The following is a 21,670-nucleotide window of genomic DNA, read 5'->3' as shown; positions in this document are numbered from 1 at the left end:
GCCGTCAGCACGCCCCCGAGCGGGACGTCACCCCGAACTCGTACACCGGCACCGTCACAGTCCCCTCGCCACCCGCGACACCGGGCGCATCCCAGTCGCCGTCCTTCGACCGGGTGCGCTCGATGTGCAAGCAAAAGGTCGTGTTCGCGCCGGAGGCTGTGACCGTGTACCGAGCGTCTGAGGCCTTGTTCGTATCGGCCGGGGCGGCGTCCACGCCGAGCTGGGGAGCGTCGCCGCTCCCCTTCGTGACGACCTTGTCCTCGATCATCGTCGCGTATTCGGCGTCAAAGCCGCTGTCGTCGCCGTAGATGTCGCCATAGTGAGTGCTTCCGTCGAGAGCCGATGTCGCCTGACGTACCGCGCTGGTCAGTTCGTCGTCGCTCCATTCGGCGTTGTCGGAGACGGTCATTAGCTGGAATCCCGTGAAGACCATCACCCCGGCCAACCCAAAAAAGACAACGCGGCCGACAGCGAACGCGGCACCCGGGAGTTCAGGCGCCGAAGGGTTCAAGGCGCTGCGCCAGGCGCGTACACGGTCCGCTGTGATGCAGCCAGCCGCCGCCATCACGGCGGCCAGTACGAAGCTGATCACCACCAGCTTCGTCATACCTCGTCCCCCGGCCTCCGGCGCCGGCGTCGCGCGTCCCGCACCGCCACAGCCGTGCCACCCAGCCCCGCCACCACGACAAGGCCCCCGACGACCACGTACGTCGCCAGCCGGGTGTTCCGTTCCTCCGCCGTCTCCCCGAAGTGCAGGGGCGCGACGGAGGGTGCCTCAGCCCTGGTCACTCCCCCATCGGCCTTGGGTGTCTCCACGGGATGGGCGGGGTCCACATCCGTCAGGGCCTTGACCGGGTCGACCACGCCCCAGCCGACCAGGCGGTCGTGCACGGGGACCGAGCGTTCTGCCGTTTGTTCGATCTGGGCGACGATCTCGCGGGCCGTCCACTTCGGATACTTGGACTTCAACAGGGCTGCCACGCCGGCCACATAGGGAGCCGAGAAGCTGGTCCCGTTGTCGGAGCAGTGGCCGCCGCCTGGAACCGTGGAGATCATGTCGACGCCGGGGGCCGCCACTCCGACGAAATCACCGGACTGGGAGAAGGAAGCGCGCTCGTTGTTGCGGTCGGAGGCCGCCACCGCGAGGACGCCCTTGTACGACGCGGGGTAGGTGACCTTGACGTTGCCGCCCAGGCCGTCGTTGCCGGCCGAGGCGACGACCACGACCTGTTGGCCCAGGGCGTGGTCGACGGCCTCCCGCAGTCTCGGATCGGGTTCGACAGCGTTGGCCGTGTCCTGGGAGATGTTGATGACGTCGGCACCGGCGTCGACGGCGTAACCGATCGCCTGAGCCAGCGTGGCGGCCGTACCGTCGCCCTCCGCGTTGTTCTGCTTGATGGGAATGATCATGGCATCGGGAGCCAGGCCGACGAAGCCGGTTCCTTTGGCCGGGCGGGCCGCGATGATGCCGGCCACCCGCGTTCCGTGGCCAACGGTGTCCGTGGTGCCCTGGTTGTTGCCGCGGTCGATCTTCTCGCCCTTGGAGTTCTTGGAGGGGAGGTAGTTCTTGCCTTTGGACGCGTCGACGGCACGGGTGAGCTGCTTGTTCTTGACGTCGACGCCCGTGTCGATGACAGCCACCTTGACGTTCTTGCCCGTGGACTGCGCCCACAGTTCGTCGAGGTTTGCGCGTTGCAGTGCCCAGGGACGGCCCGAGTAGTTCTTCGAGGGGAATGTGCACTGGCCACCGTCGTCGGCCCAGGCGGCGGACGAGGGCAGGGCAAGGACCGAGGTTGTCGCGGAGAGGGCAGTGACCATGGCCAGCACTGCCGTTCGGGTCGCGCACCGGCCGGCGGCCGCCGTCCGGGTTGCCGCTCCCGCGCTCCGTGCCGCGAGCCGCGGCGTCTTCAACCCACCTGTGTTCAACATGAGATTCGCTCTCCTACGCCCCTACGAACCCTGCGGCTGTCGCGCCGCCGTCTCCGACAGGCGCGGGCCCGTCGGCAGGAAGGTCGACCATTCCGCAGGGATCGGCGCCGGGGTCGCCTTCTCGTAGCCGAGGCGGCTCTGGGCGATCTTGGTTTCGCTCAGCTCTTCCTTGCGTTGTTTGGCGGAGGTACCGATGCCCTTGTCATCCGTGGCGCTGTCGCTGTTGGACTGCAGGGCGTAGCGCAGACCTGTGTCGGTGACCAGGAAAACGCCGCCCGCGCTCGTGTCGGTGCCGGTGAACTGGCGGAAGAGCTGGCCGGAGCCGGCGGTGACGTACGCGCTGGAGGAGCCGGTGGGCAGCTGGGCGGGAAAGTCGGTGCCCACCCACGTGGAAAGGGTTGTCCTGCCCTTGTCCTTCTTGCTGACCGACCGCAGGACGTTGCAGACCGTGTTGCGGCCGGTCGTGGCGCCGGTGCCGTCGTTCACCGTTTTCGGCTTGTGCGTCGGCCAGGCCTTGTCCCGGTCGAACGTCGTGCTGTCTGCGACCGCACCAGGACTGACCTGCTGTGCTTCGCCCGCCTGGCCTACGCGGACAAGGTCTCCGCTGTTGAGCAGCAGGGTGGCGGTGAACTCGGAGATACGGGCCACGCGGCCGGGCAGCACTACGTAGTACTCCATCAACTGGCCGTCGTACGCCTTGATGACCATGCCGACCTTGTCGTACTGCCCGAGGGCGCTGGCGGCGTTTGCTTTGGTGCCCGGTGTGCCGTCAATGGTGGGGATGGAGATCTTGTCGCCTTGGTGGAGGGTGTCCAGCCATTGCTGAGAAACGCGCTGCGGTGAACGGCCCTGCGTGTCGAGCGCCTTGAGCAGTTCGTTGTCAGCCGGGTCGGCCAGCGGGTAGGCCACCCCGTGCGCGTCGACGACGTACTGGGTCTTGCCGTCCGGGGCGACGACATACATGAGGTCGCCTCCGGAGAGCTTGTTGCTGCCCTCGGTCTTGGACCAGTCCTGCTTGGCGAAGACGAACGCCGCCTTCTGGATGGCCCGGCCGCCTTCTCCGGGGGTCTCGCAGACGGCCCAGCGCTTGGCGGACTCTGCCTCGTCGGACGAAGGCAAGCGGTCGGGGGCGTAAGGGATGCCGATGGTGGCGCCGTGCGGTGGCTTTCCGCCGTCCAGGATCTTCTCGTCGACAGTGATGACGCTGTCTTTGCTGGGATCCAGCAGGAGCTTGGCGGAGGCCATATTGAGGACCGGGTGCAGTTGCGTCTCGCCGCCCGTAGTCAGCACCACGTACCGAGTGGTCGAGTCACTCGCAACGATGACGTGCTCGCCCGGCTCGGCCCACCCTTTGGGTGCCGTCGGGCTGAACATTCCGATCCCGCCGAACACCGCGAGGATCACTACGCCGACAATGACGCCGGGCAGCAGCGAGCTCAGTGGCTTGGGCGCCCCTTCTTCCGAGCCCGAAGGAGAAGGCTGAAGAAAGGACGCAAGCATGCGCCGCTTCGCGAAGGTGTAGGCGTTGAGCTGGTCCCGCCGAGATGCCATGTGTGCCTGCTTCTCCCCGTGTCTCGCCTGCGCGGCGCTCGGGGGTCACCGTCCCCCGCCCTCCGTTGTCGGACCGGCCCCCTACTATGCCTGGTAAAGGAACGGTCTCGTGGAACGGGTAGGGTACCTGGATCTTCGAGGGGCCTTCGGCGCCCTGTGCGGTGCCGAAATTGCAGCGAGTTGTGAGTATTACGGGGGGATGGCGTGATGGCTTCCGGACCGCGGACCCGGTCGCGCGACCGGTCGCAGGCGCACGGCTCTCCGGCATCCGGGGCGCCGCGGACACAGCGGCCGGCCGCGCCGGGCGCGCGGCAGCAGGAATCGGGCGCCCTGCATCTCAGGACGCGCCCCGGGCAGTTCGGGTCGTTCCGGTTGCAACGGGTCGTTCTTCTCGAACTCGCCGCCGCCGTCACGCTCACCGGCTGGGTCATCGGCCCGGTGGCGCTGATCGCGGCGGCCGTGATCGCCGTAGCGCTCGTCCTGCTCGCCTTTGTCCGCCGTCGCGGGCGTTCGCTGCCCGAATGGCTCGGCACGGCACGGGCGTTGCGCGCCCGTCGGCGCCGCGCGGCCGGCACGCCGATACAGCCGGGTACGGAACCTGGCCTCGCGCCCGCCGTCGAGTGCGACCCGAGCCTGCGGACGTACGCGTACGGCGGCCGGGACCGGCGCTCGGTCGGGATGATCGGCGACGGCACGTTCGTCGCGGCCGTGCTCCAGGTCGAGGCCGACGCCACCGCGCTGCGGGCCGAGCGGAGCCGGCTGCCACTGCCCCTCGGGCTGGTGCGGGATGCTCTGGAAGTGGACGGGATCCGGCTGGAGTCGGCGCAGATCGTGCTGCACACGCAGCCCGCGCCCGCGCTGCATCTGCCGCAGCAGTCGGTCGCGGTGAGCAACTACGCGCCCTTGCAGGCCCAGACCGGAGCACCCGCGGTCCGCATCACCTGGATCGCGCTGAAGCTGGATCCCGAGCTGTGCCCGGAGGCCGTGGCCGCGCGCGGGGGCGGTCTCGTCGGGGCGCAGAAGTGTGTCGTGCGCGTCGCCGACCACCTCGCGAGCCGGCTGAAGGGAGCCGGTTTCCATACGACGGTGCTCGACGAGGAGGAGCTGATCGCGGCCATCGCCACCTCGGCGTGTGCCAACCCCCTCGTGACGGCCGAGGCCGGCCGGACCGATACGCCGGCGCGGCGGACCGAGGAGTCCAGCCGCAGCTGGCGCTGCGACAACCGCAGGCATACGACGTACTGGGTGCGCCGGTGGCCGCAGTTGGGCGGCCAGGGACCTTCGCTGCCGCACCTCGTCGCGCAGCTCACGGCCGTGCCCGCGCTGGCCACGACCTTCAGCCTCACGCTCGGACGCGGTGAGCGGCAGGAGGTCTCCCTGACCGGACACCTGCGGGTGACCGGGCGCAGCGATGACGAACTGGTCGCGGCGCGGCGGGCGTTGGAGGACGCCGCGCGCCAGGCCGGGGCGGGCCTGGCCCGGCTCGACCGTGAGCAGCTTCCGGGCGTGCTCGCCACTCTGCCCCTCGGAGGCGCGCGATGACCTCGATGACCACACACTCGCCCAGGCCGTCGGGGGCCTACGGCTCTCCCGACGCGGCACAGCCCTCGGTCCCGGAGCGGCCGCGGGGTCGGCTGCGCACCGGCTTCGGGCTCATCGGGCCGCGGCACGGACGCCATGTGCTGTCCGCGGACCAGCTGGACTCCCTCGCGCTGCCCATCGGGGACGACGGTGTCGTCGTCGGTGTGGACGCGGAGGGGCAGCCGGCGGTGCTGGGGCTCAACCGGCCGACTCCGTACGACGTCGTCCTGATCGGCAGTCTGTGGACCGCGCAGGTGCTGGCCCTGCGCGCGGCGGCGACCGGCGCGCGCGTGGCCGTGGAGACGGGGCGCCCGCAGTCCTGGATGCAGATGGTGCACGCCATGGGCGGCGGACAGAACGGGATGGCGGTGTACGACGTCGGCCGGGTGCCGCCGCAGGGCGCCTCCGCCGGTAATCCGGTGCTGGTGGTGCGGGACTGCGGCATGCGGCCGCCGCGTGGGCGGGTCGTCGCGGGACCGTGGCAGGCGGTGCTGACGCTGCTGCCGTATCTCAGCCCGGTGGCCCCTCGGCTCATGCGCCAGGCGCGGCTCGTCGGAGTCCAGCGGGTCTCGCCGGACGAGGCCGCGGAGATAGGCCGCACGCTGGCGCTGCCGCGCGCGGACATGGATTCGCTGCCCACGCTCGCCGACGGCGTCACGCTCTGGTGCGCCGACCGCGACCGGCAGTATGTGATGACCCAGCCGACGGACGCCGAGACCGGATTGTTGGGTACGCCACGCAGGATGGACTGATTCGGCACAACAGCCGATCAACATGGGGCATTTGAGACCGTTTTACCCCTTCTTTCGTCCGACGTGTTCACCATATTCACCCGCTTTGTTCCTGGTTACGGAGGGCGGGTACGCCACCTCTGGGCCGGACGGGACCGAGCGGGCGGGCGCGGAGGGGTGGACGGGCCTGCCCTGGGGGCGCTTGTGGTGATTAGGCTGGGACCGGGCGCGCACCGCGACCCGTGAGCGGGCCGTCGGCGCCCCAGGGGGACATCCGGGCGGACTCGGACGACTTCGGACAACGAGAGCGGTCGCCCCAGTACGGCATGAGGGTGCTCGACCACACCAGGAGGAACTGTGAACAGCGATCGGGACGGGATCCGCGGGGGCTGGGCCACACCCGGCGATGACCAGTCCGACGCGGAGTCCGCCATCGAGACGACGGGCGAGTTCACCATCGACTACGCACCGCCTGCCTGGTACACGCAGAACGCGTCGGGCGCCTCGGCGGAGGCGTCGCCCGCTCCGGAACCGGACGTGGCCGCACAGTCGGCTCCGCCCGTGCCTCCGGCGCCTCCGTCGTACCCCGTGCCGCCCGTCCCGCCGCTCGCCGGGGGCACCCCGCCTCCGCCGCCGGCCGGCCGGCCCGTCGACCTGCCTCCTCCGCCTCCTGAGGGCTATCAGCAGCCCGGCTGGAACCCGCCCCGGACGCCCGCCGAGCCCGACAGTGGGAACGGGGACCTGGAGAGCGGCGCCACCATGCGGTTCTCCGCCGCCGCGTTGAAGCGCGAGATCGCGGTGCGGACCGAGGCGGCGGAAGCGGCCGCGGCCGCCGGCGAGTCCGCCGCCGCGCCGGCCGGGACTCCGGGTGGAGTTCCGGGCGGCCCGGGTGCCGGTGACGAGTCGCAGGGCGCCGGTGTCGACGTGAGCGGACGTCCCGGTGACGGGGACGGTCACGAGGCCCCGGAGGGAGCCGCCGCGTCCGACGACGCCGGCGCACCCGACGAGGTCGCCGGTTCCCCGGTCGCGGCGGACGGTTCGCCGGTCGCCGCGGACGGTTCCCCGGTCGCGGCTCAGGAACCGCAGCCGGAGCCCGAGTCCGAGCCCGAGCCGGAGTCCGCCGTCGGCGGACCGGGTCGGACGACGGCCGGTGGGACCGACGGCGACGGCGACACCGCGAAGTCGGCCGGGACCGGCGGTCAGCAAGGCGCGGAGTCGCAGGGCGCGGACTCCGAGGGCGCGAGCCCGGTCGCCGCCTTGGACGCCGCCGGCGCCGAGGACACTGCTGACGCGCAGGACGCCACGGGCGCACACGCTGGTGCCACAGGCACGCAGGACGCCACGGGCGCACACGCTGGCGTCACAGGCACGCAGGACGCCACGGGCGCACACGCTCGTGTCACCGGCACGCAGGACGCCACGAGCACGCAAGGCGTCGCCGGCGCGCAGGACGCCACGAGCGCACACGCTGGCGTCACAGGCGCGCAGGACGCAGAAGCCGCCGCCCGGCAGGACGCGGCTGCCGTCGACGACAGTTCGGCCACACCGGGCACGGGGTCGCAAGAACCGGACACGGGGTCGCAAGACCGGACGGCCGGCCCGACCGCGGCCGCGGCTGAGGACACCCCGGGCGCGGACGCGCACGGCTCCCCGGTCGCCACCCCCGAGAGCGGCCAACAGGACCCCGTATCCGGCGTCACCACGAGCGCCCCCGCCGACGTACCCGCGGCTCCCCCGGCCTGGGCTCCCCCGCCGGCACCGCAGGGCGGCCTCCCGCCGTTGCCGCCCGCCTATCAGCCGGCCGCGCCCGCCGCTGCGGCACAGTGGCCCGGAGCCACACAGCCGGCCGGTCCGACCGCGCCGGGCTCACCGGAAAGGCCCGCTCCCGCACAGCCCCCGGCCGCCCAGCCGCAGCCCTTCGCCGCCCAGGGACAGCAGCACGCGGCGCCCCCGCAGGCACCGGCACCGGCGCAGCAGCAGCCGTACCAGCCCCCGCAGGCACCGCAGCCGCCGCAGGCGTTCCAGCCCCAGGCGCCGCAGCCCGCGCCGGCTGCCTGGAATCAGCCCCCCGCGCCGCAGCCGCCCCACCCCGCGCAGGGGCAGGGGCAGCCCACGCCCCAGCCCGGTTACGGCTTCCCGCAGCCCGGGCAGCCCGGAGCGCCGACTCCGCCCGGGCAGCCCGGAGCGCCGACTCCGCCCGCGCCTCCGTCGACGCCCAACGCACCGGCCCAGCAGCCCGGTTACGGTTTCCCGCAGCCCGCAGCGCCCGTCCCGCAGCAGGGTGGCTACGGCTTCCCCCAGCAGGGCGCACCCGCCCCGAACCAGGCGGCGCCGCAGCCCCCGGGCCCCCCGGCCGGCTACGGGTTCCCGCAGCCCGCCACGCCGGGCACCCCCAACCCCCCTGCCCAGCAGGGCGGTTACGGTTTCCCGCAGCCGCCCGCGCAGCAGGGACAGCCGCAGCCCGGCCACCCGCAGGCGCAGCCCCCGGCCGCTCCCGTGGATCCCCGCGCCGGTGCCGCCTGGCCGCAGCCCATTCAGCACGACCAGCGTCAGCCGACCAACCCCGGTGCCGCGCCCCTCGGTTACACCGCCGCGGTGGAGCTGTCCTCCGACCGGCTGCTCAACAACAAGAAGCAGAAGGCGAAGAGCGGGCGGCCGGCCGCGGGGGGTTCGCGGTTCAAGCTCGGCGGCAAGAAGGAGGAGGCCGAGCGGCAGCGGAAGCTGGAGCTGATCCGCACCCCGGTGCTGTCCTGCTACCGGATCGCCGTCATCAGCCTGAAGGGTGGCGTGGGCAAGACGACCACGACCACCGCGCTCGGGTCCACGCTCGCCAGCGAGCGGCAGGACAAGATCCTCGCGATCGACGCCAACCCGGACGCCGGTACGCTCGGGCGTCGCGTCCGCCGGGAGACCGGGGCAACGATCCGCGACCTCGTCCAGGCGATCCCGTACCTCAACTCGTACATGGACATCCGGCGGTTCACCTCGCAGGCGTCCTCGGGTCTGGAGATCATCGCCAACGACGTCGACCCCGCCGTGTCGACGACGTTCAACGACGAGGACTACCGGCGGGCGATCGACGTGCTCGGCAGGCAGTACCCGATCATCCTCACCGACTCGGGCACCGGTCTGCTCTACAGCGCCATGCGCGGGGTGCTCGACCTCGCCGACCAGCTCATCATCATCTCGACGCCGTCCGTCGACGGGGCGAGCAGCGCCAGTACGACGCTGGACTGGCTGTCCGCGCACGGGTACGCGGAGCTCGTCTCGCGCTCCATCACGGTGATCTCCGGAGTGCGTGAGACGGGCAAGACGATCAAGGTGGAGGACATCGTCAGCCACTTCGAGACCCGGTGCCGAGGCGTCGTCGTCGTACCGTTCGACGAGCATCTCGCCGCCGGTGCCGAGGTCGATCTCGACATGATGCGGCCGAAGGTGCGCGAGGCGTACTTCAACCTCTCCGCGATGGTCGCCGAGGACATCGCGCGCCACCAGCAGTCGCACGGTCTGTGGACGTCCGACGGCAATCCGCCGCCGGTGGCCGCACCGCCGCTGCCGGGCCACCAGCAGCAGCCGGTGCCGGGGCAGTACGTTCCCGGCCAACAAGCGGGACCGGAACAGCACGTACCCGGACAGCACGTACCCGGGCAGCCGGTGCCGGGCCTGCCCCCGCAGCCGCCGCAGTCCGGTCAGGCGTACCCGCCGCAGCAGGGTCAGCCCTATCCGCCGCAGCCGCCTCCGGCGTACCAGCAGCCGGGTGGTCCGGGTGCCGGCTATCCGCCGCACCCGGGGCAGCAGGGTCCGCCCCCGCCCCCTCAGCAGTAACCCGATCGGCCCCTTTTCGAGGGCCGGTTCACGCTCGGGCCCGCACCGGTCACCTCGGTGCGGGCCCTTCGTGTGTCCGCGGAAGGTCTCTTGGCGCACACCTGGTCTGTCCACGGGCGTTACGGGGCGTCAGGCCCCCACCAGGGGGGCTTCACCGGTCTGGACCAATAAGCGCGAAATCAGCATCAACTCGTTATTTCCGCAGGCCACATGGGGTTCATACGCCGTTGACGTGCTGAGACCGCCGCTGATAGACACACACATCAACCCCGCCGGCGTCACCCGATCAACCCTGATGCAGCAGTTCGACAAGCCATCCCTGTGCGAGCGATGACGCGAGGTCACCGACCCATGAACACACAAGATCAGTACGACAGAAGGCGCCCACGCCCCTGGACCCGACTGCCCCGGCTCATCGCCCTCGCCGGCGCCGCGGCGCTCACGCTCACCGCCGGCCTCGCGACTCCGCTCAATCCGGCACCGCAGTCGGCGCAGGCGAAGGAGAGCAAGAAGGTCCTCACGGTCGCGGTCGCGCAGAGTGTCGACTCGCTGAGCCCGTTCCTGGCGACGCGTCTGGTCAGTACGAGCATTCACCGGCTCATGTACGAGTACCTGACCAACTACGACCCCAAGGACAACCACGCGATCCCGGGGCTCGCCACCAAGTGGACACCCTCCGCGGACAAGCTCACCTGGACGTACACGATCCGCTCCAACTCCACGTGGTCGGACGGTCAGCAGGCCACGGCCGAGGACGCGGCATGGACGTTCAACAAGATGATGACCGACGACGGTGCCGCCACCGCGAACGGCAGCTTCGTCACCAACTTCAAGAAGGTCACCGCCCCGAGCCCCACCAAGCTGGTCATCGAGCTCAAGAAGCCGCAGGCCACGATGGCCGCGCTCGATGTGCCGATCGTGCCCAAGCACGTCTGGGAGAAGGTCGACGACTTCTCGAAGTTCACCAACGACAAGAGCTTCCCGATCGTCGGCAACGGGCCGTTCATCCTGACCGACTACAAGGCCGACAGCTATGTGCGGCTCAAGGCCAACAAGAGCTTCTGGCGCGGCTCTCCCAAGTTCGACGAGCTCGTCTTCAGGTACTACAAGGACAATGACGCCGCCGTGGCCGCGCTGCAGAAGGGCGAGGTCTCCTTCACCTTCGGCCTGACGCCCGCTCAGGCGGCCACGCTGAAGAAGCAGCAGAACATCAAGGTCAACGACGCCCCGGGCCGCCGCTTCTACGGGATCGCCGTCAACCCGGGTGCCAAGGCCAAGAACGGCCAGAAGTTCGGCGACGGCGCCGAGTCGCTGCAGAACGAGCAGGTCCGGCACGCCCTCTTCATGGGAGTCGACCGGAGCGCCATCATCGACAAGGTCTTCCAGGGCCACGCGGTCGAGGGCGAGGGCTATCTCCCGCCGCGCTTCTCGACGTACTTCTGGAAGCCGTCCGCGGACCAGAAGCTGTCGTACGACCCGGCCAAGGCGGCCCAGCTCCTCGACGAGGCGGGCTACAAGAAGAACAGTGACGGCAAGCGCGTCGGCAAGAACGGCAAGCCGATCAACTACCGCGTCCTGTGCCACGCCACCGACCCGAACGACAAGGCGGTCGGCAAGTACCTCAAGGAGTGGTGGGGCAAGCTCGGCATCGGCGTCACGCTCAACTGCCTGGACAACGTGACGGATCCCTGGCTCGCGGGCAAGTACGACCTCGCCTTCGACGGCTGGTCCGCCAACCCGGATCCCGACTTCCTGCTGTCGATCCAGACCTGCGACGCCCTGCCGGCGACCCCCAAGGACACCGGCGCGACGGACAACTTCATCTGCGACAAGAAGTACGACGAGCTGTACGACCAGCAGCTCGCGGAGTACGACACCGCGAAGCGGGCGGATCTCGTCAAGCAGATGCAGTCGCGGCTGTACGACACCGGGTACATGAACGTCATGGCGTACCCGAACGCGGTCGAGGCCTATCGCACCGACCAGATCAAGTCGATCACCACCATGCCGGAGGCCGCGGGCAACATCTACGGCCAGGACGGCTACTGGAGCTGGTGGTCGGCGGTTCCGGCCGCGTCCTCCGGTGAGTCCTCCGACGATTCGAGCTCGACGGGCGTCATCATCGGCATCGTCGCCGGTGTGATCGTCCTCGCCGGGGCCGGGGTGTTCTTCGCGATGCGCCGCCGTTCCACCGCCGAAGACCGGGAATAGCCGAGTAGTAAGAGCCATTCATGACCGCTGAGGCAACACCAGCGCTGGTCGAGGCAACCGGCGGTCCGGCTGAGGCCGGGCCGTCGGCCCGCGGACCACGGGCGCGCACCACCACCGCTTATCTGCGGTATGTGGCGGGCAAGTTGGGCGGCGCGGCCGTCTCCCTGCTCGCCGTCCTCGTCACCAGCTTCTTCCTCTTCCGGCTGATCCCGGGCGACCCCGTGAAGTACATGACGGGCGGCCGGCAGGTGTCGGCCGAGCAACTCGCCAACTACCGCAAGGAGTTCGGGCTCGACCTGCCGATGTGGCAGCAGTTCACGGACTACTGCGGCAAGGCGCTGACCGGTGACCTCGGCACGTCGTACCAGTTCCGGGCGCCCGTCATCGACAAGATCACCGAAGCGCTGCCGAACACCCTGCTGCTCACCGGCACGGCGTTCGTCCTCTACACCGCGCTCGGCATCTTCCTCGGCACCCGCTCCGCGTGGCGCAGTGGCGGGGCCGGCGACCGGATCAACACCGGTCTGGCGCTGACCCTTTACTCGATCCCGTCGTTCTGGCTCGGGCTGCTGCTCATCATCGTCTTCTCGGTGGGCATGGGGCCGATCCCCGGTCTCTTCCCGACGGGTGGCATGGAGTCGGGCGGCGAGGAGGGCTTCGCGTACGTCCTCGATGTCGCCCACCATCTGGTCCTGCCGGTGATCACCCTGGTCGCTGTCGAGTACGGGCAGACGCTGCTGGTCACCCGCTCCGCGCTGCTGGACGAGATGGGCAGCGACTATCTCACCACCGCCCGTGCCAAGGGTCTGCGGGACGATCTGGTGCGCCGCCGGCACGCCGTCCCCAACGCGCTGCTGCCGACGGTCACGCTGATCTTCGTCAACCTCGGCCGGACGGTCGCGGGCGTGATCCTCGTCGAGACCGTCTTCTCCTGGCCGGGCCTCGGCGGCCTCTTCTACCAGGCACTGAGCGTGCCCGATCTGCCCCTGGTCCAGGGGCTGTTCTTCGTCTTCGCATCGGCGGTGATCGTGATGAACACGCTGGCCGATCTGATCTATCCGCTGCTGGACCCCCGGGTGGGCCGATGACCACGACCGAGTCGGACGGGCCGCTGACGCCCGAATCCACCGCGCCCGAGAAGACCGCACCGGCCTCGGCGAAGAGCCCCCGTGCCCTCGCCCGGCAGCGCCGGCGGCACTCCGCCGCCCGTTTCTGGAGGGAGTACCGCACGCATCGGGCCGGTGTCCTCGGTCTGGCCGCGCTCGGCCTCTTCGCGCTGATCGCGCTGACCGCGCCGCTGACCGTCGGTGCCGACGTGCAGAACGTGACGGACGCGCCGGGTGGCCCGCTGGAGAGCCCGAGCGCCGAATTCCCGTTGGGCACCGACCAGTTCGGGCGCAATCTGCTGGGGCTCGTCGTATGGGGCTCGCGGGTGTCGCTGCTCGTCGGGCTGCTCGCCGCCGTCCTGTCGGTGGCGATCGGGGCGCTCATCGGCATCACCGCCGGGCACTTCCGCGGCTGGTACGCGACCGTGATCATGCGGATCACGGACTGGTTCCTGGTCATGCCGACCCTGGTGCTCGCGATCGCGCTGATGACGGTGATGTCCCGCTCGCTCGGCACCATCATCCTGGCGATCGGCGTCACGACCTGGCCGACGACCGCGCGATTGGTGCGCGCGCAGACCCTCGCCGTGGAGTCGCGGCCGTACATCGAACGCGCCAAGGCGCTCGGCGGCGGCCACTGGCACATCATGTCCCGCCATGTGCTGCCCAATGTCATGCCGCTGGTGCTCGCCCAGACGACCCTCATCATCTCCTCCGCGATCCTCGCCGAGGCGACGCTCGCCTTCCTCGGCCTGGGCGACCCGACCGTCGTCTCCTGGGGCGGGCTGCTCCAGGACGCGCGCGAGGCGGGCGCGGTCAGTTCCGGCGACTGGTGGTACCTGGTGCCGCCGGGCGTCGCGATCGCCGGCGTCGCCCTCTCCTTCACTCTGTGCGGCCGTGCCGTGGAGTCCGTCCTCAACCCCAGGCTGGGGGTGTCCCGTTGAGCCTGCTCGACGTCCGGAACCTGGAAGTGACGTACGCCGGCGGGGCGGCGGCGGTCCGCGGTGTGAACCTCTCGCTCGACTCGGGACAGAAGCTCGGTATCGCCGGTGAGTCCGGCTGCGGCAAGTCCACGCTGGCGCTCGCCCTGCTGCGGCTGCTGCCGGCCGGGACCCGGATCAGCGGTGAGATCCTGCTCGACGGCGAGGACGTGCTCACGATGAAGTGGGGGCGGGTGCGTGCGGTCCGCTGGGCGGGCGCCTCGATCGTCTTCCAGGGCGCGATGCACTCGCTGAACGCCGTGCACCGCATCGGCGACCAGATCGCCGAGCCGATCCTGCTGCACAGGAAGGCGACCGCGGCGGGCGCGAAGCGGAAGACCGGCGAACTGCTGGAACACGTAGGACTTCCCGCCGCCCGCGCGGACGCTTACCCGCACGAACTCTCCGGCGGACAGCGCCAGCGCGTGATGATCGCCATGGCACTGGCCTGCGACCCGCGGCTGATCATCGCCGACGAACCGACCACGGCCCTCGACGTGATGATCCAGGCGCAGATCCTGCGTCTGATCCAACAGCTGGTCGCGGAAGAGGACTTGGGACTCGTCATGATCAGCCACGACCTCGCCGTACTCGCCGACACCTGTGACCGGCTCGCGGTGATGTACGCGGGCCGCGTCGTCGAGGAGGGCCCCGCCGAGCGGGTGTACGAGGACGCCCGGCACCCGTACGGCAAGGCCCTGTCGGCCGCGTTCCCCCGGATCGGCGATCCCGCGTCCCGGTTCGCACCCCGCGGACTGCCGGGTGACCCGCCCGACCCGGCCGCCCTGCCCACCGGCTGCACCTTCCACCCGCGCTGCGCGGTGGCGCTGGAGTCGTGCTCCGCCGACGACCCGGCCCTGCGGGAGGCGAGCGCGGGGCGGCGGGCCGCGTGCGTGCACGTGGGGACGGACGCCGTCCCGGTGACGGCGGAAGAAGCGAGGAGCACCACCTCATGACGACCTCCCCCGATGTCGAGCGCGCTGTCACGGCGGCGCCGCTCCTCACCGCCGAAGGCCTGCACGTCTCCTTCCCGGGACGCCACGGTGCCGATCGCGCCCGCGCCGTCGACGGGGTCGATCTCGACATCCGGCCCGGCGAGATCGTGGCGCTGGTCGGCGAGTCGGGCTGCGGCAAGACGACGCTCGCCCGTTCCCTCCTCGGGCTCGTCCCGCCGACGGGCGGCCGCGTCACCTTCGACGGCAAGCCGCTCGACTACACCTCCCGCGCCCTGAAGGCGTACCGCAAACGCGTCCAGTTGGTCCTCCAGGACCCGAGCGGCTCACTCAATCCCCGGCACACCGTGTACGACGCGGTGGCCGAGGGGCTGCGCATCCACCGGTACGGCGGCGACGAGCGGGCGGCCGTGTCGGAGGCCCTGTCCCGGGCCGGCCTGCGCCCCCCGGAGCGCTTCTTCCTGCGCTACCCGCACGAACTCTCCGGCGGTCAGCGCCAGCGTGTGGTGATCGCGGGCGCCCTGGTCCTGGAGCCCGAACTCATCGTCGCCGACGAGCCGGTGGCCTCCCTGGACGCGTCGGTCCGCGGCGAGATCCTGGCCCTTCTGCTGCGGCTGCGTACCGAACTCGGCCTGTCCGCACTGGTGGTGACGCACGATCTGGGCCTGGCCTGGAACATCGCCGACCGGGTCGCGGTCATGTACCTGGGCCGGATCGTGGAGACCGGCAAGGTCGAGCAGGTCCTGACGGCACCTCAGCACCCGTACACCCAGGCGCTGTTGTCCGTGCTCCCGGAGGCTCCGGGCGATCCGGTCGTCCTCACCGGTGAGCCGCCGGACCCGTCCCGCATTCCGTCCGGCTGCCGTTTCCACGCCCGCTGCCAGATCCTGGCGAGCGGCGAGGCCGAGCGCGCGGGCGTCGCGGACGCGTGCCGGACCCAGGACCTGGAGGTGCTGGACGGAGGCGGTCAGGCGCAGGTGGCATGCCACTGGGCGCGCGCCAGGACCACCGAACCGACAGCGCGGCTCGCCGCCGAGTGAGCGGCTCCCGGCACTGAGCGAGAGGCGTGGCCGAGGCCCGGCCGCGCCCCTCAGCGCGCAGACGCGAACCGCTCGGCCGGGCCGGTCCGGACGTGAACCGCGCCGCCACGCGAGCGCACTAAGCGATCTCGTACGCCTCGGTGAGCGCCCGGCAGTGCTTCACATCGTCGGTGATGGCCACCAGCAGCGCCTCAATGGAGTCGAACCGGGCCTGGCCGCGGACGAAGGCGAGGAAGTCGACGGCGACGTGCAGACCGTACAGATCGAGGCCGACACGGTCGATGGCGTATGCCTCGACGGTGCGCTCGGTGCCGTCGAACTGCGGGTTCGTGCCGACGGAGATCGCGGCGGGCATCGCCTCGCCCTGGACGTGCAGCCAGCCGGCGTAGACGCCGTCGGCGGGGATCGCCGTGTGCGGGAGGGTCTCGACGTTGGCGGTCGGGAAGCCCAGCTCGCGGCCACGCTGGGCGCCGCGTACGACGATGCCCTCGACGCGGTGCGGGCGGCCCAGGATCTCGCGCGCGCCCTCCACGTCGCCCTCGGCGATCAGCCGCCGGGTCAGGGTGGACGAGAACGGCTCGCCGCCCCCGGCCTCACCGGTCACGAACAGGTCCACGACCTCGACGTCGAAGTCGTAGGTCCGGCCCTGCTCGCGGAGGAAGTCGACATTGCCCGCCGCCTTGTGGCCGAAGCGGAAGTTGGGACCCTCCACGACCGCCTTCGCGTGCAACTTGTCGACCAGGACCTTCGCGACGAAGTCGGCGGGCGACAGCTTCGAGAACTCGGTGGTGAAGGGGAGGATGAGCAGCGCGTCCACACCCAGCTCGGCCATCAGTTCGGCACGGCGGTGGTGCGGGGCGAGCAGCGGAGGGTGGCTGCCGGGGCGCACGACCTCGCTCGGGTGCGGGTCGAAGGTGACGACGACGGAGGGAACGCCCAGCTCACGGGCGCGCTCCACAGCATGCCGGATGATCAGCTGGTGCCCGCGGTGCACCCCGTCGTAGGAACCGATGGTGACGACGCTGCGCCCCCAGTCCTCGGGGATGTCCTCCAAGCCACGCCAGCGCTGCACTGTGACTGCTCCTTGTCGCAAACTCGTCGAACCCGTGTCCGTGGTTGCCTCATACGCAGGTCTAAGGGTGCCATGCCGCGGGGGTTCGGCTCGCATCGGCATGGACGCTGTGACAGGGCGCACGCCCGCGGCCCCGGTCAGGCGGGGACCCGTACCCCCGCCAGGTTCTCGATCATCCGGCGCGCGCTGGGGCCGACCACCGCCGACCAGTCCTGCGGGGCGTCGGTGAGCCAGCCCGCGAGCTGCGCGGCGAAGCCCGGCAGCTCGCGCGCGAGGTCGACGAGACCGCGGTCGAAGCGGGTGGCGCCGGCCGGGGTGCGGACGAGGAGCAGCCCGGTACGGCGGACCAGCTCACGGGTGTGTTCCGGGTCGCCGTGGGCCGCGCCCGCGACGGCCCTCAGCAGGGCGTCGAGCACGGCCGGGTCCCGCTCGTGTGTGAGCAGCAGTTCCCGCAGTTCGTGCCGGAGCGCACGGGAACGCCGGCTGCCGCGGGCCGCGAGGACGGGCGCGAGCGCGGTCCGGGCCGGGAGCGGGCCGCCGTCCAGCAGGCCGCTCACCAGCGGGAGCAGCACGGCGCGTGCGGCCGGCCCGTGCTCCAGGCGCCGGTCGACGTACGCGGCCACCTGCCCGGCCGCCTCGGGGCGCAGCTCGACGACCTGCCGTACGAGCTGGGCGACGCGGCGGGCGAGGTCGGGCGTGGTGACGTCCGCCAGGGTGCGCAGGGTGTCGCCGGCGTCCGGGCCGGGCTGCCGCAGCCGCGTCCGGAAGGCGGCGAGGACCGGCTCCGGATGGGTCGCGAGCGCTGCGACGAGCGCGCTCGCGGGCAGCTGCGGGTCCCCGGTGACGAAGCGCTCCAGCGTCCGCGGGAGGTACCTCGACCGGGTCTCGGGGTCGTGTACGAGCAGGGCCAGGGCGGCGCCGTGCAGGGTGCAGTCGGCGGGGCGGGCGAGCAGGGCGAGGGCCGCGTAGCGCAGCAGCTCACGGTCGGCCTCCGTGCGCACGTGGGGTGCGGCGCGCAGTCCGTACGTCATGGCCGCCACGCGCCGGGCCGGCCGCTCGTCGTGCGCCCACCGGTCGACCGCCCGGCACATGGCCGACGGCTCCTCCTCCGCGAGTACGGCCAGCAGCTCGTCCCCGCGCCGGTGCGCGGAGCCGACCAACGCCTCCGCCAGATCGTCGAGGGCCCGCCGCCGGTGCGCGTACAGCAGCGCCTGCGCCGCGGCCGCCACGGTCGCGTCGGGCGTCGCGGGCAACGGCCGCTCGTCGTCGAACCAGCGGGTGAGGTGCGGCTGTACAACGGCGGGATCGGCGACGAGGAGCCGGGCGACGGCGTCCAGGTAGCGGGGGGTGTCACGGGGCCCGGCGGAGGGCGACCCGGCGCCGGAGACCGGCCGGTCGAGGGGGTGGTGCCCTGTTGCCCCGGCCCCGCCCCCGGCCCCGGAAGCGCCCACGCCCAAGGCACGCTCCCTACCCCCGGCCCCGGAAGCGCCCACGCCCAGGGCCCGTTCCCTACCCCCGGCCCCGGAAGCGCCGACGCCCAAGGCACGCTCCCTGCCCCCGGCCCCGGAAGCGTCAACGCCCAGGGCCCGTTCCCCACCCCCGGCCGCGGAAGCGTCCACGCCCAAGGCGCGCTCCCTGCCCCCGGAGCCGGGAGCCTCCCGGTCGAGGGCCCGCTGCGTCGCCCCGGAGTCGTCCGTGGGAGTCCCTTGGGTGCGCACGGAATCGCCACCGCCCCTCGGGTCGCCGACGCGCTGCTCCGGCACCACGTCGAGCCCCCGGGACGCCCCGCCTGCCGGATACGACGGCTCCTCGCCCGCGTCCGGAGAGCTGCTCTGCGCTGCGCTCCCCGCGCCCGCGGACGCGGCGCCCCGCGGGTCCGGGCCGGGGGCCTCGTCCGCGACGACCAGCCGCCGCAGCAGATCAAACCGCTCCGCCTCCCGCAGCCGTACCGTCTCCCAGAACCACGGCCCGAACTCCCCCGGTACGCCCCGCCCTTGCTGCCGCCACCGCACGATGCGCTCGGCCAGCAGCCGCAGCACCCCGGCGTACGGAGTCGCGTCGGGCACGCGCGGCAGAACCTCGCCGAGGAGCCGGGCGGCCCACCAGGCGGAGTCGCCTACGGAGTCGCCTCCCGGGTCGGCGCCCGTGGGCGGCAGGGCGTCCAGGGCGTCGATCAGGTCCTCCAGACGGAGGGCGAGTTCGGCGGTGCCGTGCTGCCGGGCCAGCAGGAGCAGTGCCTCGACGACGGGTCCGATGCGGTGGCGCGGGACGGGGAGCATGCGGTGCGCCTGGCCGGCGGGCCCGGTCCGACGGGCGGTGCGGGCGCGTCGGCGGCCGGCGGGCGTCGGCGGCCGGGACGGGAGCGGGCCGTCGTCCGTCACGGCACGGCCGCGGTGCACCAGGGCGTGCAGGGCCGCGTCCAGGTCGAGGTGCATGCCCTGGATCCAGTCGGCGAGCTCCTCGTGGGCGAAGCGGTAACCGTTGCCCGCGGGCACGAGGAGGCCCTCGGTGAGCACGGCGGAGGCCCAGCCCGGGGTGGCGCCGAGCCGGCGTCCGGGTACCGGCCCCCACGGGAAGACGGACTCGAAGGCCTCCCGGTCCAACTCCCCCTGTCCGGGGCCCAGACAGCGCCGGGCGGCCTCGTGCACCTGCCCGGAGACCCGCGCCGCGAGCCGCCGTACGGCCGCACCCCGCAGCCCGTTCGCGGCGGCGAGCCGGACCGCGATCCGCAGGCACATCAGATCCAGGTGGGCGGCGAACACCTCGTCCCGGCCGGCCTGGCCGGCACCCTCGCCCAGCGCCCCGTCCGGCAGGGCCGCGCGGACCTCCGACAGCAGGCGCAGCGTCAGCGGGTGGCGTGCGTCGGCGTCCGGGAGAACGCCGTCCGGGATCCCGTAGCGCGCGCGGGCCTCCCGGGCGGACGCCTCCCCGAGGTCCCCGAGCCGGACGCAGGGCGGCAGCCGGTCACCCCCGGCAGCCCGCTCCCCGTCCAGTGGCCCCCTGCTGCCGGGGCCCCGCTCGCCGTACGGCAGCCCTTGGCCGCCGCGCCCCCGGTCACCGTGCGACAGGGACCGGCCGCCACGCCCACGGTCACCGTGCAGCAACTCCCGCGGGACGTGCGCCCCCGCCTGCTCCCAGTACTCCGCCCGGCACGCCACCACCAGTCGCGCGCCCGCCTCCCGCAGCCACGCTGCCGTCCCCGCGGTCCACTCGGGCAGGCGGTGGGCGAGGACGGGAGGCATCTCCTCGGGGCCGTCGAGGAGCAGCAGCAGGGGGCGTCCGGCGAGGTGCGCGAGCGAGGCCAGCCGGTCGGGGCCGATGTCGCCGAGCTCGCCCTCGTAGCCGCCGGGCGGCAGCACGTCCGCGGCGCCGGACCGGCTGGGCCGCCCTGCGGCGAGACCGAGGTGGCGGCCGCCCTGGCCTACGGTTCCCGCCCCCGAGGTCGCCACGATCCGCCCGGCCCGCTCCAGCGCCCGCGCCGCCGCGTCGGCCACGGAGACGTCCGAGGCCAGGAGGTCGGCGCCGCGCAGCCACAGGGTGGGGGCGGGTGCCGGCCCCTGAGCGCGGCGTGCGGCGAGCGCGGCCAGTTCCGTCGTACGCCCGCTGCCGGGCCGGCCGACGAGCCCGAGGACGGCGGCCGGTCCGGTCTCGAACGCGGCGAACTCCCTGATCACGTCGGCCCGTTCGACCACGGTGGAGACGGTGGCCGAAGCACCGGAACCCGGGAGTACGTCGGCCGGACCCGTATCGCCGCCGGCCACCGGCCCGTTCGACCCCACCGAGGTGGCCGTGAGTTCCAGGACTCCCGCCGGATTCAGATCCGCGCCATAGGCCGGCACCGTCGCGGCGTTGCGGTCGAGCAGTTCGGCGAGCGGACCGCCGGCTTCTCGCGCGGCTCCGCGCAGGGGGACCGCCAGGCCCGCCGCCCGGTGTCCGGCCTGCAGGGCGGTGCCGAGGACCGCCACGACCGCCCCCGTCGCGGTGTCGACGACCGGTCCCCCGGCCGCCCCTCCGCCCAGCCGGAGCGCATCCGCACCCGCCGTGCCGATCGCCAGCTCCACTGCCCCGTCGAGGAGATGGAAACGGTCGGTCGCCGCGTACGTCACGGCGGTCGCGCCGAGCACCCGGGCCTCCCGGAGGCCGCCCGCGGCGATCCGGACGTACGCGCCGGTCTCGACGTGGTCCCGCACGGTGACGGGGAGCGGGTCCACGCCGAGGCCCTCGGCGCGTACGAGTGCCAGGTCCACCTCGGGCAGGGCGGTGACCTCGTCGGCGCTCACCACGCGCGTGCGGCCCCCGGGAGCGTGCAGGACCAGCCGGGCCAGGCCGTCGACCGCCTCGTGACTGGTGACGAGGGTGCCGTGGTGGTCGGCGACGAATCCCGTGCCGCGCGGGCGTCCCGCGAGGTCGCGGACATGTACCAAGGCCGCGTCCCACGCCGCTTCCCGGGCCGGGTCCGGTGTCTGCCGGCCGCCGGTTCGCGGGCCCCGTCCCGCCATGGTCGACCTCCCCGCCGTGCGCCTGCTTCCGACGGTAGACACGCACTGATCAGCGGGACAGATCGCGTCGCGAACGCGCCCCCTTCCGCCCCCTCGGTTCACTCCGAGCGCCTGCCCGAAGGGGTGAATAGGCGGGGACGGATGGATACACCTTGGGTGGGGGAACCGAGGGGGGCCGTGGAGCGGCGACCA

The 21,670-nt window shown here is 72.3% G+C and carries 13 protein-coding genes; 8 read left to right on the top strand and 5 right to left on the bottom strand.

Translation table 11 applies throughout. The features are described 5' to 3' along the window. Positions 1-4: 4 nt before the first annotated feature. From ACFVYF_RS35720 to eccB, 3 genes are all read right to left on the bottom strand, one after another. Entirely contained in the window at positions 5-607 is a 603-nt protein-coding gene (locus tag ACFVYF_RS35720) for a hypothetical protein (RefSeq protein ID WP_389462204.1), read from the bottom strand. Beyond that, complete coding sequence (gene mycP / locus ACFVYF_RS35715; protein WP_389462203.1) at positions 604-1,818, bottom strand: type VII secretion-associated serine protease mycosin; 1,215 nt, start codon at positions 1,816-1,818, stop codon at positions 604-606. Before mycP ends, ACFVYF_RS35720 begins: the two co-directional genes overlap by 4 nt. Positions 1,819-1,950: 132 nt before the next feature. Further along, positions 1,951-3,480: a type VII secretion protein EccB gene (gene eccB / locus ACFVYF_RS35710; protein ID WP_389462202.1), complete on the bottom strand. Its 1,530-nt coding sequence runs from the start codon at positions 3,478-3,480 to the stop codon at positions 1,951-1,953. Between the two features lie 207 nt (positions 3,481-3,687). Between eccB and eccE the strand changes: the two genes are divergently transcribed. The 8 genes from eccE to ACFVYF_RS35670 all read left to right on the top strand — a co-directional run bounded on the left by eccE (position 3,688) and on the right by ACFVYF_RS35670 (position 15,907). Further along, positions 3,688-5,022, top strand: coding sequence for a type VII secretion protein EccE (eccE, locus tag ACFVYF_RS35705; RefSeq protein ID WP_389462201.1), 1,335 nt, complete (start codon positions 3,688-3,690; stop codon positions 5,020-5,022). Beyond that, positions 5,019-5,813: a hypothetical protein gene (locus ACFVYF_RS35700; RefSeq protein WP_389462200.1), complete on the top strand. Its 795-nt coding sequence runs from the start codon at positions 5,019-5,021 to the stop codon at positions 5,811-5,813. Before eccE ends, ACFVYF_RS35700 begins: the two co-directional genes overlap by 4 nt. 336 nt (positions 5,814-6,149) lie before the next feature. Then, positions 6,150-9,617: an SCO5717 family growth-regulating ATPase gene (locus ACFVYF_RS35695; RefSeq protein WP_389462199.1), complete on the top strand. Its 3,468-nt coding sequence runs from the start codon at positions 6,150-6,152 to the stop codon at positions 9,615-9,617. A 351-nt stretch (positions 9,618-9,968) separates the two neighbouring features. Further along, positions 9,969-11,828, top strand: coding sequence for an ABC transporter substrate-binding protein (locus ACFVYF_RS35690; RefSeq protein WP_389462198.1), 1,860 nt, complete (start codon positions 9,969-9,971; stop codon positions 11,826-11,828). 20 nt (positions 11,829-11,848) lie between these two features. Then, positions 11,849-12,916, top strand: a complete 1,068-nt coding sequence (locus tag ACFVYF_RS35685; protein WP_389462197.1) for an ABC transporter permease — start codon at positions 11,849-11,851, stop codon at positions 12,914-12,916. Further along, positions 12,913-13,878, top strand: a complete 966-nt coding sequence (locus ACFVYF_RS35680) for an ABC transporter permease (RefSeq protein WP_389462196.1) — start codon at positions 12,913-12,915, stop codon at positions 13,876-13,878. The genes ACFVYF_RS35685 and ACFVYF_RS35680 overlap by 4 nt, the downstream gene beginning before the upstream one ends. After that, on the top strand, positions 13,875-14,870 hold the full coding sequence (locus ACFVYF_RS35675; protein WP_389462195.1) for an ABC transporter ATP-binding protein: 996 nt from the start codon (positions 13,875-13,877) through the stop codon (positions 14,868-14,870). The genes ACFVYF_RS35680 and ACFVYF_RS35675 overlap by 4 nt, the downstream gene beginning before the upstream one ends. Beyond that, on the top strand, positions 14,867-15,907 hold the full coding sequence (locus ACFVYF_RS35670; protein ID WP_389462194.1) for an ABC transporter ATP-binding protein: 1,041 nt from the start codon (positions 14,867-14,869) through the stop codon (positions 15,905-15,907). The genes ACFVYF_RS35675 and ACFVYF_RS35670 overlap by 4 nt, the downstream gene beginning before the upstream one ends. A 118-nt stretch (positions 15,908-16,025) precedes the next feature. Here ACFVYF_RS35670 and ACFVYF_RS35665 read toward each other — a convergent pair whose 3' ends face one another. Together ACFVYF_RS35665 and ACFVYF_RS35660 are read right to left on the bottom strand one after the other, a co-directional pair. Further along, a complete protein-coding gene (locus tag ACFVYF_RS35665; RefSeq protein ID WP_389462193.1) occupies positions 16,026-16,979 on the bottom strand; it encodes a bifunctional riboflavin kinase/FAD synthetase in 954 nt (317 codons plus the stop codon). Between the two features lie 137 nt (positions 16,980-17,116). Next, a complete protein-coding gene (locus tag ACFVYF_RS35660; protein WP_389462192.1) occupies positions 17,117-21,478 on the bottom strand; it encodes a serine protease in 4,362 nt (1,453 codons plus the stop codon). Positions 21,479-21,670: the final 192 nt, after the last annotated feature.

This window comes from Streptomyces sp. NPDC058274 (assembly GCF_042881375.1).
Classification (GTDB): domain Bacteria; phylum Actinomycetota; class Actinomycetes; order Streptomycetales; family Streptomycetaceae; genus Streptomyces.
Note: the sequence above shows the minus strand (reverse complement) of the source record. Positions and strands in the feature narration are given on the sequence as shown.

Bases quoted from the DNA above. Each gene is read 5' to 3' on its own strand.
- mycP (WP_389462203.1), bottom strand. From the start codon at position 1,818: ATGGTCACTGCCCTCTCCGCGACAACCTCGGTCCTTGCCCTGCCCTCG.
- ACFVYF_RS35690 (WP_389462198.1), top strand. From the start codon at position 9,969: ATGAACACACAAGATCAGTACGACAGAAGGCGCCCACGCCCCTGGACC.
- ACFVYF_RS35670 (WP_389462194.1), top strand. From the start codon at position 14,867: ATGACGACCTCCCCCGATGTCGAGCGCGCTGTCACGGCGGCGCCGCTC.
- ACFVYF_RS35660 (WP_389462192.1), bottom strand. From the start codon at position 21,478: ATGGCGGGACGGGGCCCGCGAACCGGCGGCCGGCAGACACCGGACCCG.
- eccB (WP_389462202.1), bottom strand. From the start codon at position 3,480: ATGGCATCTCGGCGGGACCAGCTCAACGCCTACACCTTCGCGAAGCGG.
- ACFVYF_RS35680 (WP_389462196.1), top strand. From the start codon at position 12,913: ATGACCACGACCGAGTCGGACGGGCCGCTGACGCCCGAATCCACCGCG.
- ACFVYF_RS35700 (WP_389462200.1), top strand. From the start codon at position 5,019: ATGACCTCGATGACCACACACTCGCCCAGGCCGTCGGGGGCCTACGGC.
- ACFVYF_RS35720 (WP_389462204.1), bottom strand. From the start codon at position 607: ATGACGAAGCTGGTGGTGATCAGCTTCGTACTGGCCGCCGTGATGGCG.
- eccE (WP_389462201.1), top strand. From the start codon at position 3,688: ATGGCTTCCGGACCGCGGACCCGGTCGCGCGACCGGTCGCAGGCGCAC.
- ACFVYF_RS35685 (WP_389462197.1), top strand. From the start codon at position 11,849: ATGACCGCTGAGGCAACACCAGCGCTGGTCGAGGCAACCGGCGGTCCG.